This window comes from Pseudomonas sp. No.117, assembly GCF_054558395.1.
Map to the genome: position 1 here is coordinate 136,825 of NZ_BAAJNP010000005.1, position 15,218 is coordinate 152,042.

Sequence of the window (15,218 nt, forward strand, 5' to 3'; positions counted from 1 at the left end):
CCAGGCTCGCCCCCATCTTCTAGGCCGCCGCCTGGGCCGCAGCGCGGGCTTCCAGCTCGCGCACCAGCGGCAGCACCCGCTTACCGAAGTACTCCACCTCCTCCTGGAAGTGCAGGAAACCGGCGAGCACCAGGTCCACGCCCTCCGCCTTGAGCGCCACGATGCGCTCGGCGATCTGCTCGGGGGTGCCGATCAGGTTGGGTTTGAAGCCATCGTTGTACTGCACCAGGTCCTCGAAACTGGAATTGGCCCAGTTGCCCTTGCCTTCCGGGCTGGCGGCACCGGCCTGGCGCGCGGCATCGCCGAAGGCCTTGACCGCCTCGGGGTTGGCCTGGGCGACGATGTCCTGCAGCACCTCGCGTGCCTCGGCCTCGGTGTCGCGGGCGATGATGAAGGCGTTGACCCCGATCTTGACCTCGCGCCCCTCGGCCGCCGCCTTGGCGCGCAGGTCTTGCACCTGGGCGCGGATGTCCTCGCGGGTGCCGCCGTTGGTGAAGTACCAGTCCGATACCCGCGCCGCCATGTCCCGCGCCGCCCGCGAACTGCCGCCCTGGAAGATCTCCGGGTGCGGCTGCTGCAGCGGCTTGGGCTTCAGGGTGTAGTCGCGGAAGCGATAGAAGTCACCGGCGAAGGTGAAGTTGTCCTGGGTCCAGATGCCCTTGAGAGCGCGGATGAATTCCTCGGAACGGCGATAGCGCTCGTCGTGCTCCAGCCAGGGCTCGCCGATGCCGTGGAATTCGCCCTTGAACCAGCCGGACACCAGGTTGATGGCGATGCGGCCATTGGTGAGCTGGTCGATGGTCGCCAGCTGCTTGGCGGCCAGTGCCGGATTCCAGGGGCCCGGCAGGATGGCGGCGATCACCTTAAGTCGCTCGGTGGCCGCCAGCAGCGCATGGCTGAAGGCCACGGACTCGTGCTGGTACTCGGCGCCGTAGCCGGCGGTGAAGCGGATCTGCGTCAGGGCGTAGTCGAAGCCGGCCTGCTCAGCGAGTTGCGCCAGCTTGCGGTTGTAGTCGATGCCCCAGTGGGTGCGCTGCTCGATGTTGCTGACGACCAGGCCGCCGCTGACGTTGGGGACCCAATAGGCGAATTTGACGGGATTCTGCGACATGCAAAGGTGCTCCGGGTTGGGCTCGCCGTATCGGCCGAGCGAAACTGTTACCCCGAGTCCCAATCAAGAACCGAACCAAGTCTGGAATTCGCTAAAAATCAATCAGTTGAAGAAAAAGAAAGACGATTTCAGCTGTGCCCTCAGCCACAGCTGTCCAACCGCTGTTGCCTGGGCAACAGCTCGCCAAGGCATCTGCGACGGGCTTCTCGCCCGGCGAAACGGACTCAGGCCGCCGTGGTACGCAGGAATTCGCTCCAGCGCCTTACCAGGTAGTTGTGCTCGTCCATCACCGAATTCCAGACGCCGATATGCCCCATCCGCTGGGCGTAGGAGCCGCCCTCGCGGCGCTGCCCCACCTCGATCAGCGGCAGGCCGTCGCTGCCTGGCAACTGTTCCCGGGCCGGCAGGCCGCCGTACCAGAAGTCCCACTCGGCGACGCTCAGGTGGTCGCGCGCCCGCACCGGATTGGCGATGTAGAACCCCTGGCGGGCCATGACCGCGCCAGGCCAACCGGCCAGCCACCAGTTGAGGTAGGCATAGGCGGCATCCCGCACCCGCCCTTCGGCGCAGCGCGACAACGACAGGCCACCGAACCAGGCGCGATAGCCTTCCCGCGGTACCGCCACCCGGTAGTCAACGCCGGCCCGGTGCAGGGCCATGAGCATGGGCGACCAGAGACTCTGGATGTCCACCCCGGCGGCCAGGGTCAGCTCGCCGGCGCTACGGTCATCGGACCAGAAGGCGGCGAAGTGCCGATGGCGCTGGCGCTCCACCAGCAGCTCGGCCAGCCGATCGATCTCGTCCAGGCGCAGGTTGCCGATGTCGTCGAAACGCGCGAGACCAGCGGCTTGGATCGCCAGGGCGGCGTCCAGGGCACCGATGGCCGCGTCGCTCTGCAGGGCGCTGTGGCCGCACCAGCCTTCGTCGATCAGCCAGGCCCAGCTTTCCTCCTCGCCGACCAGGCCGGGCGGCAGGCTCTTCGGGCGGTAGGCGAAGCTGTCGGCGTTGTGGGTCAGCGGCAGCATGCTGATGCGCTCGCTGGGCTGGCCGCCCAGGCTGCCGTCGTGCTGCACATAGAGGCGGTCACACGGCCGGCAACCCGGTGCCAGGCGATCCGTGGCATGCAGCCGGCCACGCTTGGGCAGGTCGTTGATTTCCTCCCAGAGCGCGATGCGGCGGATGTCGATGGGCTGGATGGCCCGCGCCGGCCAGACGAAGTCGACGTTGTGGAACCACTGGTCGTAGAGGTCGTAGCTGCCCGGCTCCAGCACGGCGATGCGCTGCGCGGTCTGGACGTCGTGGATCTGGTAGACCAGGCGGATGCCCAGCTCAGCCTCCGCCCGCTGGCGGATGGGTTCGAGCAGGGTTACCGAGGTACCCAGGACCCTGAGGGTCAGCGGCGTGCTCATGCCGCCCGCCCCAGGCCACCCATGAAGGCGGCGAAGGAACGCCGGAGCAGCGCGGTGTCCAGGTCGCGGACGATGAACACCAGCCGCGAGCGGCGTGCGCCCGCCGGCCAGGCCGGCAGGTGCACCGGCGGATGCAGGCTGTGCTGCACGCCATGGATGACGATGGGTTGGCTGGCGTCGATCACGTCGAGGATACCCTTGACTCGGAGGATGCGTTGCCCGTGGCATCTTAGCAGCATCGACAGCCACACCCCGAAGGCCATCCAGTCCAGCGGCCGGTCGAACTCCAGGCAGCAGACCTCGGCGCTGCCGTGGCGGCCTTCGGCGACAGCGGCGAACAGCCGCCAGCGGCTAACCTCAACGGCGGGATCGGCAGCGCGCAGGCCCTCGCCCAGCAGCAGGTCATCGCCACTGGCCACGCTCGCCGCCAGGGCGCGGGTGGCGGTGGGATTGAGTTGCACCAGGTGGCGGTCGAGTCCTTCCAGCACGGCGGGGGTGACGCGGTCGGCCTTGCTCAGCAACAGCCGGTCGGCTGCGGTGACCTGGTTGAGCCATTCCGGATGCAGCCCTTCCTGCAAGGCGGCATGCTCGGCGTCCACCACCGTCACCAGCAAGCCCAGATGGAAGCGTCCGCGCAACTGGGGATCGAGATTGAGGGTGGCCAGGATCGGCCCCGGATCGGCCAGGCCGGTGGTTTCCAGCAAGACCCGGCGAAAGGGCGGGATCTCGCCGCGGCTGCGGCGCCCGTGTAGCGTCAGCAACGCCGCCTTGAGATCGCCGCGCACCGAGCAGCAGACGCACCCACTGGGCAGTAGCACGGTATCCGGGGCCACTTCCTCCACCAGCAGGTGGTCGATGCCCACCTCGCCGAATTCGTTGATCAGCAGCGCCGTCTCGCCCAGCGCCTCCTCGGCCAGCAACCGCCGCAGCAGGGTGGTCTTGCCGCTGCCGAGAAAGCCGGTGATGACGTTGACCGCCAGGCTCATGGCGCTACCTCGAGCGGACCCAGTACCCGCGGGTCCAGCGGATCGAGCGGCCGCCCCAAAACCGTCTCGGCCTGGCGCCAGAGGTCGTCCAGGCCTTCGGCCAGGGCCTGGCGGCCGGTCGGTCCCTGGATCAGGTAGGAGGCCCCCTGGACATCGCTGACCGCGAGGCGGAACGGCGCCACCACCCGATTGATGGCGGCGATCCGGCGCAGGCGCTCACGCCGTCGGGGCAGGTCGTCGCCCAGCGGGTCGCTCCAGTGGAGATCCGGCCCAAGCAGGCCGCACAGTCCGCACATGGCTACCTCCTAGGGCATGACGTCGCCGGAATTGGGGCCGAGGGTCTGGCCGACGAAAAGATTGCCCCCCGGATCGCTGGCCAGCAGCAGCGCCGCCGGCGCCACCTCCTCTGCCCGGCCGAAGCGGCCCAGCGGCAATTCGCGGGCCTTGGCCGTCTTCCAGGCGGCGCTGATGCCCTCCACCAGCGGGGTCTCGATGGGACCGGGGGCGATGGCGTTGACCAGCACGTTGTCGCGCCCCACTTCCAGCGCCAGGGACTTGGTGAAGCCGATCACCCCGGCCTTGGCTGCGGCATAGTGGCAGAGTTCGGCGCCGCCCTTGATGCCGAGCTGGGAAGCGACGTTGATGATGCGTCCCCAGCGCTGCGCCTGCATGAACGGCAAGGCGCGCTGGCTGGCGAGAAAGACGCTGGTGAGGTCGACGCGCAGCATGTCGTTCCACTGCGTCAGGGTCAGGTCGACGCAGGGGGCCTGGGTCAGCATCCCAGCGTTGTTGACCAGGATGTCGATGCCGCCATGGGCCGCCACGCAGAAGTCCACCCCGGCCCAGGCGCCTTCCGGCTGGCCGACGTCGGCGACGGTCTCGGTCACTACGGCCCCCAGGGCGCGACATTCCGCGGCGACTCGCGCCAGCCGCGTGGCGTCGCGGTCGGCCAGCACCAAGCGGGCTCCCGCCCCGGCATAGGCCCGGGCGATGGCGGCACCGATGCCACTGGCGGCACCGGTCACCAGGGCGCGACGGTCTTGCAGATCGAACATGAGCTGCTCCTCAGTCGGGCCAACGGACGGTCAGGCCGCCATCGACGATCAGACTCTGGCCGGTGATGTAGCTGGCTTCGGGACTGGTCAGGAAACGCACCAGCGCCGCTACCTCTTCGGGCTTGCCGACCCGTCCCAGGGGAATGCTGCGGGCGGCCTTGGCCAGCCCCTCCGGTCCCAGGGAGTTCTTGGCGTCCAGCGATTGCGGTGTCTCGATCAGCCCGGGGATCACCGCATTGCAGCGGATACCGCGCGGCGCCAGTTCGACGGCCAGCGAGCGGCACAGCCCCGGTACCCCGGCCTTGGCCGCGGCGTAGTGGGCATGGTCCTGCCAGCCGTAGACGCCTCCGGCGATGGACGAAATGGCCACCAGGGCGCCACCCTCCCCCAGGTGCCGCGCGGCAGCGCGAAAGGTACGCATCACCCCGGTAAGGTCGACGTCGAGCATCTCCTGCCAGCGCGCGTCGCTCATTTCCAGCAGCGGCGCGGCGCGCAGCAGACCGGCATTGGCCACGGCATAGTCGAGGCGGCCGAAGTGCGCCAGGGCGGCGTCGGCCAGGGCGTCCACCGAGGCGCTGTCGCTGACGTCCAGGGGTTCGAGCAGACAGTCGCCACCCGCGGCGGCTACCAGCCGGCGGGTCTCCTCGGGATCATGGGGATCGGCGGGATAGTAGCCGCCGACCACCCGCACACCCTGTTGCGCATAAGCCACGGCCAGGGCCTGGCCGATGCCGCTGGCGGCACCGGTGATCAGGGCGACGGGAGATTGGTGAGAGATCATGGCGGCTCCGGTCATTTTAGGCTGGTGGGTTCGACGTGGCGGGCGGCCCACATCACCAGGCCGGACAGAAAGCACGGCAAGGCACCGAACCAGAGCGCGGCGCTGTGCCACTGGCCACCGCTGCCGAGCACACTGGTGATGCCGAGGCCGGCGAGGATGGCGCCGATCGGCCCCATGGCGTGGACGATGGCGCCGCCGGTGGCGCGGATGCTGGTGGGAAAGCTTTCGCCCATGAAGAACAGCAGCGCCGAATAGGGCCCGGTGAGAAAGAACAGGCCGAGGCTGTAGAGGGCCACCACCGGCACCAGCTGGCTCGGCGCCTGTAGCATGGCGAAGAAAGCCAGACCGCCGCACATCCAACCCAGGGCGACGGTGTTGCGCCGGCCGATGCGATCACCTAGCCAGCCATGGAACAGGTAGCCGATGAAGCCGACGGCATTGGACAGCACCAGGATCCACAGCGAGTTCTCGAAGCTGAGCCTATGCACGCTGACGATCACCGAGGTCCCCAGCACGCTGAACACCTGGATCGCCGACCAGTTGAGCAGCAGTGCCAGGCTCAGCACCAGGGTCGGGCGCAGCGCCTGGCCCTTGAAGGCCATGGCCACGCCGGCCTTGGCATGTTCTTCGTAATCCACCCCGTACTGGCGCGCCAGTCCCCGGGCCTCCTGCTCTTCGCCGGCCTGGCGCAGCCGCTGGATGCGGGCATGTACCTGGAACTGCGGACTCTCCTTGAGCTTGCGCGCCAGCACGGCGATGACGAAAGCCGGCACGGCGGCGAACACGAAGCAGCCCTGCCAGCCGATGTGCGGCAGCAGCAAGGCGGTGAGCCCCGCGGCGATCAGCGCGCCAATGGGCCAGCCGCTCTGCACCAGGCTGTAGACGAAGCCCCGCCGGCGTACCAGCCGCGGATCGTCGGAGGCGGCATAGACCTCGGTCAGGTAGGTGGCGTTAACCCCCTCCTCCGCATAGCCCAGGCCGGCCACCGAGCGCACCAGCACCAGTGGTACCTTGCCCATACCGGCGCAGAGCGCGGTGAGCGCCGAACACAGGGCGGTACCGCCGATGGTGACGATGATGCCGCCGCGGCGGCCGATGCGATCCACCAGCGGACCAATGGCGAAGGCGATCAGGGCCCCGCCCAGCGCCACCCAGGTGGCGAGTTGCGCCTGCTCGGCCTCGCTCCAGTTGAAATGGCCACCCATCACCGGCAACAGGGTGCCGAACAGGATGAAGTCGTAGACGGCGAACACCCAGGCGAAGAAGGCGATCCAGGTGGCGTAGCGGACATCGCCGGAAGACAGCGGCTGCGGCTTCCAGGCAGCGGTGGTTTCCGTGTGGAGCGAACTGGCGGCAGGGAGGGTCATGGTCCTGTACCTTCGGTGTGGGCGCTTAGCGCTGGCGCGGCTGGCGCCGCAGGAAGTCGTCGGCGATCTCGTCCATGGTGGCGAAGCGCACCCCGGCGTGACCGCGGATATGCTCGATCAGGCGCTCGAGCATCAGCAGGACCTGCGGCCGCCCCGAGACGTCGGGGTGAATGGTGATGGGGAAGACGGCGTAGTCCATTTCGCGGTAGACCCAGTCGAACTGGTCGCGCCACATCTCCTCCAGATGGCGGGGATTGACGAATCCGTGGCTGTTGGGCGCCTTCTTGATGAACATCATCGGCGGCAGGTCGTCGAGGTACCAGTTGGCCGGGATTTCCACCAGGTCGGTCTCCTGGCCACGCACCAGCGGCTTCATCCAGCTTTCCGGCTGCTGGCTGTAGTCGATCTTGGTCCAGTTGTCCCCGACCCTCACGTAATAGGGACTGAAGTCGTTGTGCATCAGGCTGTGGTCGTACTTGATGCCCTTCTTCAACAGCAGTTCGTTGGTGACCCGGCTGAACTCCCACCAGGGCGCCACGTAGCCGGTGGGGCGCTTGCCGGCCAGGGTGGTGATCAGCTCGATGGAACGATCCAGCACCGCCTCCTCCTGCTCGGGAGTCATGGCGATGGGATTCTCGTGGCTGTAGCCATGGATGCCGATCTCGTGACCGGCCGCGGCCACCGCCTGCATCTGCTCGGGGAAGGTCTCTACCGAGTGGCCGGGGATGAACCAGGTGGTCTTGATTCCGTAGCGCTCGAACAGCTTGAGCAGCCGCGGTGCGCCCACTTCGCCGGCGAACAGACCGCGCGAGATGTCGTCGGGCGAATCCTCGCCGCCGTAGGACCCGAGCCAGCCCGCCACCGCGTCGACGTCGACGCCGATGGAGACGAAGATTTCTTTGGCCATCGTTACAACCTCCAGTACCCGGAAGGACAGACGGCGGTGGCGGGGCCGGGCCCCCGCCACCGCGGAACGTCAGGCGTCGAGCAGGGCTTCCACCACGCTGGCGGTATCGAGCAGGCGTTCGTCCGTCACGGCCGGAGCCACCAGCAGCAGGCCGGTGGGCAAGCCCTGGTCATCTCGGCCGCTGGGCAGGGACACCCCGGGCGCACCGAGCAGGCTGCCGGCCATGGTCAGGCGCAGCAGTTCCAGGTTGGTGGCGGCGAAGAGCTCAGCGTCGGCTGCTAGCGGCGCCAGTGGCGGCGCCACCCGGCTCACGGTGGGCACCAGCAGCACGGCATCGGCGAATTCCACGGCGAAGCGCGCGCGCAACTCATCCCGGCGTTGCCGCAGACCCACCGCCCGCTCGGGCGGCAGCCCGCGGCTCCGCTCCAGGCGGTGGCGCACCCGCGGGTCCAGCCGCATGGCCAGGGGACTGTCGAGCAGCGCGCGATGTAGCTCAAAGGCTTCCTGGGCGCCTGGCCAGCCCTCTTCGGCGAGAACATCCAGGGCCTCGGCGAAGACCGTACGGGTGCGGCGCTCCACCGTCACCCCGGCGTTGGCCAAGCGCTCGGCGGCGGCCAGCAGATTGGCCCGCACGGCCGGCTCCACCCGAGCGTCTTCCAGCACGCTCAGGTCCAGCACCAGGCGCACGGCGCTCGCCGCCGGCAAGGCGCGCTCGGCGCCGCCCACCAGCAACCGATCCAGCAGCCGTACATCGCGCAGGCTGCGCGCCAGCGGGCCAGGGACGTCATAGGAAGCGGCCAGCGGAAAGATGCCGGCGGCCGGATAGCGGCCCAGGCTGGGGCGATAGCCGACCAGGCCGTTGAGCGCGGCTGGCAGGCGCACCGAGCCGGCGGTGTCGGTGCCCAGCGCCAGAGGCACGATGCCCGCGGCGACGGCCACCGCCGAGCCCGACGAGGAGCCCCCGGGAATGCGCACCTCGCCGCGCACGCACGGATTGGCGGGCGTGCCGAAGTGAGGATTGAGGCCCACGCCCGAATAGGCGAACTCGCTGAGATTGAGCTTGCCCAGGCTGACCAGGCCGGCCTGGCCCAGGCGCTGCACCAGCTCGGCATCGCGCTCGGCCGGCGGCGCGAAACGCCGCAGCTCGGCGCCACAGGTGGTGACCTCACCCTGCAGATCGAACAGGTCCTTCCAGGCCAGGGGTACCCCGTCCAGCGGCGACCGAGGGGTGCCGAACCGCCAGCGCTCCCGCGCAGCCAGGGCCTCGGCGCGACCCCGTTCCGCCGTCAGGGTGATGAATACCGCCGCAGACGCCTGGGCGCGCGCCAGGCACGCCTCGAACACCGTCAAGGGATCGAGGGTACCGGCGGCATAGGCCTCCCCGAGACCAACCGCATCCAGTGCCAGGGCTTGGGATGGTGCCACGACCCCTCCTTAAACGTATATTTTATAAATAGATACGTTTAACAGAGCAGGCTTTGTGCCAGTTTTGCAGCGATAGCTGAAAAGCGCGCGCGGCTTGGCACTTCCAGGCACCCCGCGCAGCCAAAAGCCCTGAAAGTAAAAATGTACTTAAATTAAATAGATCCATTTTTGTGCAAAGAAGTAACGCCCGCCCCGTTACCGTGCGCGGGGCCTGCCAGCCCGGTAACGCGCGAAAGCCCGCTGGCCTGTGCCACAATTCTCATCTCCCCCTCGGAAGGCCCCTGATGTCGGCAGAAGTCCCCGCCCCCACCGATGACAGCCGTACCGCCGCGCGCTACGTGATGATCCGCAGCACCCTGCGCGAAGCCATCCTGGCGGGGCGGGCGGCGCCGGGGCTGGTGCTGGTGGAAGCGCCCCTGGCCCAGCTGTTCGGTACCAGCCGGGTGCCGGTACGCCAGGCGTTGACGCTGCTGCAGGATGAGGGCCTGATCCGCCGCTTCGAAGGCCGTGGCTATCTGATCGATCCGGCCGGTACCGCGGGCGAACCCCAGCGCCAACCGCTGACCCGGCAATTGCTGGGGCTGGACGATGACGAGGCGCTGATCGACACCCGTTCCCTGGGTGAGCGGGTCGGCGACGAGATCGCCGCCTGCGTCAGCCATGCCATGCTCTTCGGCCATTTCCGCCTGGACGAGCAGCAAGCCGCCGACCACCTGGGGGTCAGCCGCAGTGTGGTGCGCGAAGCCCTGATGCGCCTGCGCGATCGCGGCCTGGTGGAAAAGGAGCCCTATGGCCAGTGGCTGGCCGGCCCCCTCACCGCCCAGGCCATCCGCGACGACTACGAGATCCGCGCGCTGCTGGAACCCGAGGCGCTGCTGCAGACCGCACCCGGGCTGCCGCGCGCGGAGCTGCTGGCCATGCTCGAACGCCTGGAGGCGCTGGCCGGCCAGCCGGCGCCCTCCTCCTGGGCCGCCGTGGAGCGGATCGAGGCGGACCTGCATGGCCGCTGCCTGTCAGGTCTGCGCAACCGCAAGCTGGCCCAGCTGATCACCCACAGCCAGAGCCCGCTGAACGTGTCGCGCATCTTCCACCAGTCGCTCGGTACGCCGCTGGACGAGGCGGTACTGGTGGAGCACCGCCTGGTGCTGGAGTCCCTGCTGGTGGGCAGCCCCGAGTCGGCCGCCAGCCAGTTGCGCAATCACCTGCTGCGCGGGCGCGACCGCACCCTGCAACGGCTCAAGGTGCTGTCGGTGCTCGCCGACCCGGAACTGCCGCCCTATCTCACACGCCTGAGCTAACGCGCCCGCAGGTGCCGCACGTAGCGGTCGCCGATGAACTGGATACCGCACACCAGCACCACCAGGATGGCGATCACCACGGCCATCACCTGGGTGTCGTAGCGTTGGTAGCCGTAGCGGATCGCTAGGTCGCCGAGGCCACCGGCGCCTATGGCGCCAGCCATGGCCGAGGCGCCGATCATGGCCACCAGGGTCACGGTGAAGCCGCCGATGATCCCCGGCAGGGCCTCGGGCAGCAGCACGTTGAAGACGATGTGGCGGCGCTCGCAACCCAGTGCCTGGGCCGCTTCTATCACCCCGCCGCCGACTTCGCGCAGGCTGACCTCGGCGATGCGGGCGAAGAAGGGCGTGGCGCTGAGGGTGATGGGCACCACCGCCGCCCAGACGCCGATGGTGGTGCCGGTGATCAGCCGCGTCAGCGGGATCAGCGCCACCAGCAGGATGATGAAGGGCGTGGCGCGGAAGGCGTTGATCACCGTGCCCAGCACCCGGTTGAGGGTGGGCGCGGCGAAGATGGCGCCGCGCCCGGTGGTGACCAGCACCACCGCCAGGGCGATGCCGGCGAACCAGACGATGGCCGCCGATACGCTGACCATGGTCAGCGTATCGAGAAAGGCCTTCCACAGCGCCTTGAGCATGAACTCAGACATAACCCAGCACCTCCGCCCGGGCGAACAGCCCGTCCTGGTCCAGGAAGGTGGCCAGGCGCCGCTCGGGCGCACTGGTGGCCACCAGCAAGCGGCCCAGGGCATGGCCCTGGATCCGGTCGATGCCGCCGTGCAGCAGCTCCACCGGCGCGCCGAGGGCCTGGCCCAGCGCCTGGAAGTCGGGCTCCACGCCCTGGCCGTCGTAGTGGAGTTCCAACACCGCCCGGGCCCCCGGCTGGCGGCTGCTGCCGAGCTGCCGGGCGAGGTCCGCCGGCAACTGGGCGGCCAGCGGGGCCAGCAGCGCCTGGGTGGCTTCGGCCCGGGGCGCACCGAACAGCTGCCACACCGGCCCCTGCTCGACGATGCGCCCGTGCTCCAGCACCACCACCCGGTCGCAGATCTGGCGGATCACCGCCATTTCGTGGGTGATGAGCACGATGGTCAGACCCAGGCGGCGATTGATGTCCTGCAGCAGCGCCAGGATCGACTGGGTGGTCTCGGGATCCAGCGCCGAGGTGGCCTCGTCGCACAGCAGGATCTCGGGTTTGAGCATCAGGGCGCGGGCGATGCCCACTCGTTGCTTCTGGCCCCCGGAAAGGCGCGAGGGGTAGACCTGCTCCTTGCCTTGCAGGCCCACCAGCTCCAGCAGTTCCCGGGCACGCGCCTCGATCTCGTCACGGCGAAACCCGGCCGCCTTGAGCGGCAGGGCCAGGTTCTCCAGTACCGTCTGGGAAGCCAGCAGGTTGAAGTGCTGGAAGATCATGCCGATGCGGCGGCGCAGCGCGACGAGCTGACTGCCGCCCAGGGTGCCGATGTCGACGCCGTCGATCAGCACCTGGCCGGCGCTGACGTCCTCCAGGCGATTGAGGGTGCGGATCAGGCTGGACTTGCCGGCGCCGCTCCGGCCGATGATGCCGAAGATCTCGCCGCGGGCGATGGACAGGTCGATGTCCGCCAGGGCGGTGACGGGCACCGCGCCGCCGGTATAGACCTTCTGCACCCCGCTCAGGCGCAGGTGCTCCCGGGCTGCGACGGCCTGGGGTTCGGCCGGCGTTTGCGGCTCCAGTGTTTTCCGCACGGCATTGCTCATCGTGCGGCCTCCTGGCGGTTCAGCCAGGCCAGGCTGTAGAGTTGCGGATTGCCATAGGCCTTGGCGATGGCCTCGCGCACCCGCGGATCGTTCTGGAATACCTGGATGAAGGTGAGGATCGCCGGATCCTTGGCCTTGGCCGGCTGGGTCACGAACCGGAGGGCATAGAGGTGACCATTGGCCTCGTCGTCGCTGAACAACAGAGCGCTGCCCGGATCCGTGGTGCCGGCGGCGAGGATGTGCGAGGGATAGCTCTGCGCCAGGGTCACGTCGTCCAGCACCCGCGCCAGTTGCGGACCGGGCAACTCGATGAATTTCAGGTGCTTGGGATTGGCGATGATGTCCTGCAGGCTGGCCTTGGGCCCGGCGTCGGGCTTGAGCTGGATCAGGCCGGCACGAGCATAGAGCTGCAGTCCGCGCCCCTGGTTGACCGGATCGTCGGCCACCGCCACGGTGGCGCCGTCCGGCACCTCGGCGAAGCTCTTCACCCGCTTGGAATAGAGCCCGACCTTGTTCTCCACGCCATAGGCGATGGGCACCAGGCCATAGCCGTTCTGGGCGTTGGCGTTCTCTAGAAAGGGCTGGTGCTGGAAGTAATTGACGTCGATGTCGCCGTGGGCGAGCGCCAGGTTCGGGGTGTTCCAGTCACTGAAGGCGACGATCTCCACCTCCACGCCCTGTTCCCGGGCGACTTCGGCGGCGCGCTCCAGGGCGGCGTTCTGCGGACTGTCGTTGATGCCCAGGCGAATCTTCTGGGGTTCGGCAGCCTGGGCGGACAGCACCAGGGCACCGCTCGCCAGGAGCAGGGCCAGGCGCTGGAAAATCGGGGGAATAGCCATGGGGAGACCTCGAGGTGTCGAGGGCTCGTCCGGTGGTCCGGTGGAACCCGTAGGGAAAAGGATCAGCTGCCCTTCTGGTCGGGCGTGTCGACGAAGAAGTAGTCCTGCCAGGAGCTGGGCTGGTTGCGGATGGCACCGATGCGGTACATGAATTCCGCCAGCTTCAGGGTGTTCTGCGGCGCGGTGTCGAAGTTGACCTCGGGGCTCTCGATGATCTTCTGGATCAGCGCCGGATCGAGCCTGGAGTTCTCCACCTTCACGTAGGTACGGGCGGCGGCGGCCTTGTCCCGTGCGATGATCTGCCCGGCCTCGGTCAGCGCCTCACGGAAGGCCTTGTAGGTCTTGGGATTGTCCTGGCGGAATTTCTCGGTGACGAACACCAGGGTCGGCGAGTTGGCGCCACCCAGCACGTCATAGGAACTCAGCACCCTGTGTGCCTTGCCGCTGGCCAGCTCCTGGTCCTGGAACGGCGGGTTGGCGAAGTGGCTGTTGATCTCGGTGCCCCCGGAGATCACCGCGGCGGTGGCATCCGGATGCGGCACCGCGACGGTCAGGGGATCCAGGCGATTCCAGTTCTTCTCGCCGAAGGCCTGGGCGGCGGCGTATTGCAGGAAACGCGACTGCACCGAGACATTGACTGCCGGCACGGCGATGCGGTCCTTGGCGGTGAAGTCGGCCAGGGTCTTCACCGCCGGATTGTTGGTCACCAGGTAGTAGGGGAAGGCGCCGAGGCCGGCCACCGCCTTTACGTTCTGCCGGCCGTGGGTGCGATCCCAAAGGGTCAACAGCGGGCCGAGCCCGGCCGAGCCGACATCCACCGCACCGGAGAGCACCGCCTCGTTCACCGCCGCGCCCCCGGAGAGCTTGGTCCAGCTGACCTTGATGTCGACGCCCTCCTCCTTGCCGTGCTTCTCGATCAGCCCCTGGTCACGTGCCACGTGCAGCAGCAGGTAGACGACGCCGAACTGCTCGGAAATGCGCAGGGTGCCCTCGGCCTGGGCGGCCTGGGGCGCGGCGACCAGCCCGGTGAGCAGGCTGGCGGCGAGCCCCAGGGCGAGGGGACGGCGGGTGAAGGGAAGACGTAGGGGCATCGTGGAGCGCTCATCCATGGATTTGGCTTATAGCCTACTGAGGGTGTTGGGATTTTTTGAAATAAGTAAGGGTTATATGGATAGGTCGAGTGTCGGTGTGGCTTTTCCCTCACCCCAGCCCTCTCCCAAAGGGAGAGGGGGCACCCCGCCGTCCACCCTACTCCGGGCTCTCACCCATCACCGTAGGTTGGCGCTGAGCACAGCGAAGCCCAACACCGCGCGCTATCCCTCTGGCACACCCCTACTCCCGCACCGCCTGCCGCGACGCGTCCGGCTTGGCCACCCGGAAACCCTGGGCGAAGGTCGCCTGGGCATCCAGCCGCTGCGGGATCAGGCCGCTGCGGTGGTAGAAGTCGGCCGCCGCCTGCTGGTCGGTCACCACCTGGGCATCGATGGGCTCCCAATGCAGCTTGCGCCGCTCGAACTGCAATCGCGCCACCGCCTCAGGAAAGCCAATGATCTGCGCCAGCGTCTTGGCATAGCTGTCCAGATGCGTATAGCCCCAGCGCTGCGCGGCGGCGAGGCGGTCGAGATAGTCCTGCAGCGCCGCGCGCCGGGCCGGATCGGCCAGGGCCGTGTCGGTGGCGGCGAGGAAGCTGTTGCCGGCCCACAGGCCGCGGCCATTGACCAGCACCCGGGCGCCGTCCACCTGCTCGGCCTGGGCGGTATAGGGCTCCCAGGTCGCCCAGGCGTCGACCGAGCCGTTGGCCAGGGCCATCTTGGCGTCCACCGGGCCAAGGAAGCGAAAACTCACGTCCTGGGCGGTCAAGCCCACCGAATCCAGCGCCTTGAGAGCAATGTAATGACCGATGGAGCCGCGGCCGGTGGCGATGCGCTTGCCCTTGAGATCGGCCGCCGAGCGCAGCGGCGAGTTCTGGGGCACGATCACCGCCGTGCCATAGGGATCGGATTTGTCCACGGCGATGGCCTTCACCGGTGCCCCGGCCGCCAGGGCGAACAGCAAGGGGCCGTCGCCGATGATGCCGGCGTCCACCGCGCCGGCATTGAGCGCCTCGGCCAGGGGCGCGGCGGCGGGAAACTCCGCCCATTGGATGCGATAGCCTGGCAGGTCGCGCAGGCCGTCGGCGGCTTCCAGCTGGGCGCGCATGTTGCCCTTCTGGTCGGCGATGCGCAGGGTGAGGGTCTCCGCGGCCAGGGCCGCGCTGGCGGCGAGCAGCAGCGGTAGCGCCAGCAGGGTACGGCGGATGAGGG

Annotated in this window: 15 protein-coding genes; 1 reads left to right on the forward strand and 14 read right to left on the reverse strand. The window is 68.4% G+C overall.

Annotated elements, in window-relative coordinates; all coding sequences use genetic code 11:
- Positions 1-19: 19 nt before the first annotated feature.
- The 9 genes from sfnG to ACYJP6_RS13420 all read right to left on the reverse strand — a co-directional run bounded on the left by sfnG (position 20) and on the right by ACYJP6_RS13420 (position 9,041).
- Complete coding sequence (gene sfnG, locus ACYJP6_RS13380; protein WP_058793960.1) at positions 20-1,111, reverse strand: dimethylsulfone monooxygenase SfnG; 1,092 nt, start codon at positions 1,109-1,111, stop codon at positions 20-22.
- 224 nt (positions 1,112-1,335) lie between these two features.
- Positions 1,336-2,520: an ABC transporter substrate-binding protein gene (locus ACYJP6_RS13385; protein WP_459475498.1), complete on the reverse strand. Its 1,185-nt coding sequence runs from the start codon at positions 2,518-2,520 to the stop codon at positions 1,336-1,338.
- A complete protein-coding gene (locus ACYJP6_RS13390; RefSeq protein ID WP_459475499.1) occupies positions 2,517-3,506 on the reverse strand; it encodes a CobW family GTP-binding protein in 990 nt (329 codons plus the stop codon). Before ACYJP6_RS13390 ends, ACYJP6_RS13385 begins: the two co-directional genes overlap by 4 nt.
- Positions 3,503-3,802, reverse strand: a complete 300-nt coding sequence (locus tag ACYJP6_RS13395; protein WP_459475500.1) for a hypothetical protein — start codon at positions 3,800-3,802, stop codon at positions 3,503-3,505. The genes ACYJP6_RS13390 and ACYJP6_RS13395 overlap by 4 nt, the downstream gene beginning before the upstream one ends.
- Positions 3,803-3,811: 9 nt before the next feature.
- Complete coding sequence (locus ACYJP6_RS13400; protein WP_459475501.1) at positions 3,812-4,561, reverse strand: SDR family NAD(P)-dependent oxidoreductase; 750 nt, start codon at positions 4,559-4,561, stop codon at positions 3,812-3,814.
- A gap of 10 nt (positions 4,562-4,571) precedes the next feature.
- Positions 4,572-5,342, reverse strand: a complete 771-nt coding sequence (locus ACYJP6_RS13405; protein ID WP_459475502.1) for an SDR family NAD(P)-dependent oxidoreductase — start codon at positions 5,340-5,342, stop codon at positions 4,572-4,574.
- 11 nt (positions 5,343-5,353) lie between these two features.
- Positions 5,354-6,709 (reverse strand): MFS transporter, encoded by a 1,356-nt coding sequence (locus tag ACYJP6_RS13410; protein ID WP_459475503.1) that lies wholly within the window; start codon positions 6,707-6,709, stop codon positions 5,354-5,356.
- A 25-nt stretch (positions 6,710-6,734) separates the two neighbouring features.
- Entirely contained in the window at positions 6,735-7,616 is an 882-nt protein-coding gene (locus ACYJP6_RS13415) for a polysaccharide deacetylase family protein (RefSeq protein WP_459475504.1), read from the reverse strand.
- Between the two features lie 69 nt (positions 7,617-7,685).
- Positions 7,686-9,041: an amidase family protein gene (locus ACYJP6_RS13420; RefSeq protein ID WP_459475505.1), complete on the reverse strand. Its 1,356-nt coding sequence runs from the start codon at positions 9,039-9,041 to the stop codon at positions 7,686-7,688.
- A 284-nt stretch (positions 9,042-9,325) separates the two neighbouring features.
- Here ACYJP6_RS13420 and ACYJP6_RS13425 point away from each other — a divergent pair, with 284 nt between their 5' ends.
- The gene (locus tag ACYJP6_RS13425) at positions 9,326-10,339 is read left to right on the forward strand and encodes a GntR family transcriptional regulator (RefSeq protein ID WP_459475507.1); all 1,014 of its coding nucleotides are present in this window, start codon (positions 9,326-9,328) and stop codon (positions 10,337-10,339) included.
- Here ACYJP6_RS13425 and ACYJP6_RS13430 read toward each other — a convergent pair.
- From ACYJP6_RS13430 to ACYJP6_RS13450, 5 genes are all read right to left on the reverse strand, one after another.
- Positions 10,336-10,989, reverse strand: a complete 654-nt coding sequence (locus ACYJP6_RS13430) for a methionine ABC transporter permease (protein ID WP_145011181.1) — start codon at positions 10,987-10,989, stop codon at positions 10,336-10,338. The two genes, ACYJP6_RS13425 and ACYJP6_RS13430, sit on opposite strands and share 4 nt — an antisense overlap.
- The gene (locus ACYJP6_RS13435) at positions 10,982-12,076 is read right to left on the reverse strand and encodes a methionine ABC transporter ATP-binding protein (protein WP_459475509.1); all 1,095 of its coding nucleotides are present in this window, start codon (positions 12,074-12,076) and stop codon (positions 10,982-10,984) included. The genes ACYJP6_RS13430 and ACYJP6_RS13435 overlap by 8 nt, the downstream gene beginning before the upstream one ends.
- Positions 12,073-12,915, reverse strand: a complete 843-nt coding sequence (locus tag ACYJP6_RS13440) for a MetQ/NlpA family ABC transporter substrate-binding protein (protein WP_459475510.1) — start codon at positions 12,913-12,915, stop codon at positions 12,073-12,075. The genes ACYJP6_RS13435 and ACYJP6_RS13440 overlap by 4 nt, the downstream gene beginning before the upstream one ends.
- Before the next feature lie 62 nt (positions 12,916-12,977).
- Positions 12,978-14,006 carry an ABC transporter substrate-binding protein gene (locus tag ACYJP6_RS13445; RefSeq protein ID WP_459475511.1) on the reverse strand — a complete coding sequence of 343 codons (1,029 nt, stop codon included), beginning with the start codon at positions 14,004-14,006 and terminating at the stop codon, positions 12,978-12,980.
- 241 nt (positions 14,007-14,247) lie between these two features.
- Complete coding sequence (locus tag ACYJP6_RS13450) at positions 14,248-15,213, reverse strand: ABC transporter substrate-binding protein (protein WP_459475822.1); 966 nt, start codon at positions 15,211-15,213, stop codon at positions 14,248-14,250.
- Between the last annotated feature and the right edge of the window lie 5 nt (positions 15,214-15,218).

Bases quoted from the DNA above. Each gene is read 5' to 3' on its own strand.
- sfnG (WP_058793960.1), bottom strand. From the start codon at position 1,111: ATGTCGCAGAATCCCGTCAAATTCGCCTATTGGGTCCCCAACGTCAGC.
- ACYJP6_RS13385 (WP_459475498.1), bottom strand. From the start codon at position 2,520: ATGAGCACGCCGCTGACCCTCAGGGTCCTGGGTACCTCGGTAACCCTG.
- ACYJP6_RS13390 (WP_459475499.1), bottom strand. From the start codon at position 3,506: ATGAGCCTGGCGGTCAACGTCATCACCGGCTTTCTCGGCAGCGGCAAG.
- ACYJP6_RS13395 (WP_459475500.1), bottom strand. From the start codon at position 3,802: ATGTGCGGACTGTGCGGCCTGCTTGGGCCGGATCTCCACTGGAGCGAC.
- ACYJP6_RS13400 (WP_459475501.1), bottom strand. From the start codon at position 4,561: ATGTTCGATCTGCAAGACCGTCGCGCCCTGGTGACCGGTGCCGCCAGT.
- ACYJP6_RS13405 (WP_459475502.1), bottom strand. From the start codon at position 5,342: ATGATCTCTCACCAATCTCCCGTCGCCCTGATCACCGGTGCCGCCAGC.
- ACYJP6_RS13410 (WP_459475503.1), bottom strand. From the start codon at position 6,709: ATGACCCTCCCTGCCGCCAGTTCGCTCCACACGGAAACCACCGCTGCC.
- ACYJP6_RS13415 (WP_459475504.1), bottom strand. From the start codon at position 7,616: ATGGCCAAAGAAATCTTCGTCTCCATCGGCGTCGACGTCGACGCGGTG.
- ACYJP6_RS13425 (WP_459475507.1), top strand. From the start codon at position 9,326: ATGTCGGCAGAAGTCCCCGCCCCCACCGATGACAGCCGTACCGCCGCG.
- ACYJP6_RS13430 (WP_145011181.1), bottom strand. From the start codon at position 10,989: ATGTCTGAGTTCATGCTCAAGGCGCTGTGGAAGGCCTTTCTCGATACG.
- ACYJP6_RS13435 (WP_459475509.1), bottom strand. From the start codon at position 12,076: ATGAGCAATGCCGTGCGGAAAACACTGGAGCCGCAAACGCCGGCCGAA.
- ACYJP6_RS13440 (WP_459475510.1), bottom strand. From the start codon at position 12,915: ATGGCTATTCCCCCGATTTTCCAGCGCCTGGCCCTGCTCCTGGCGAGC.
- ACYJP6_RS13445 (WP_459475511.1), bottom strand. From the start codon at position 14,006: ATGCCCCTACGTCTTCCCTTCACCCGCCGTCCCCTCGCCCTGGGGCTC.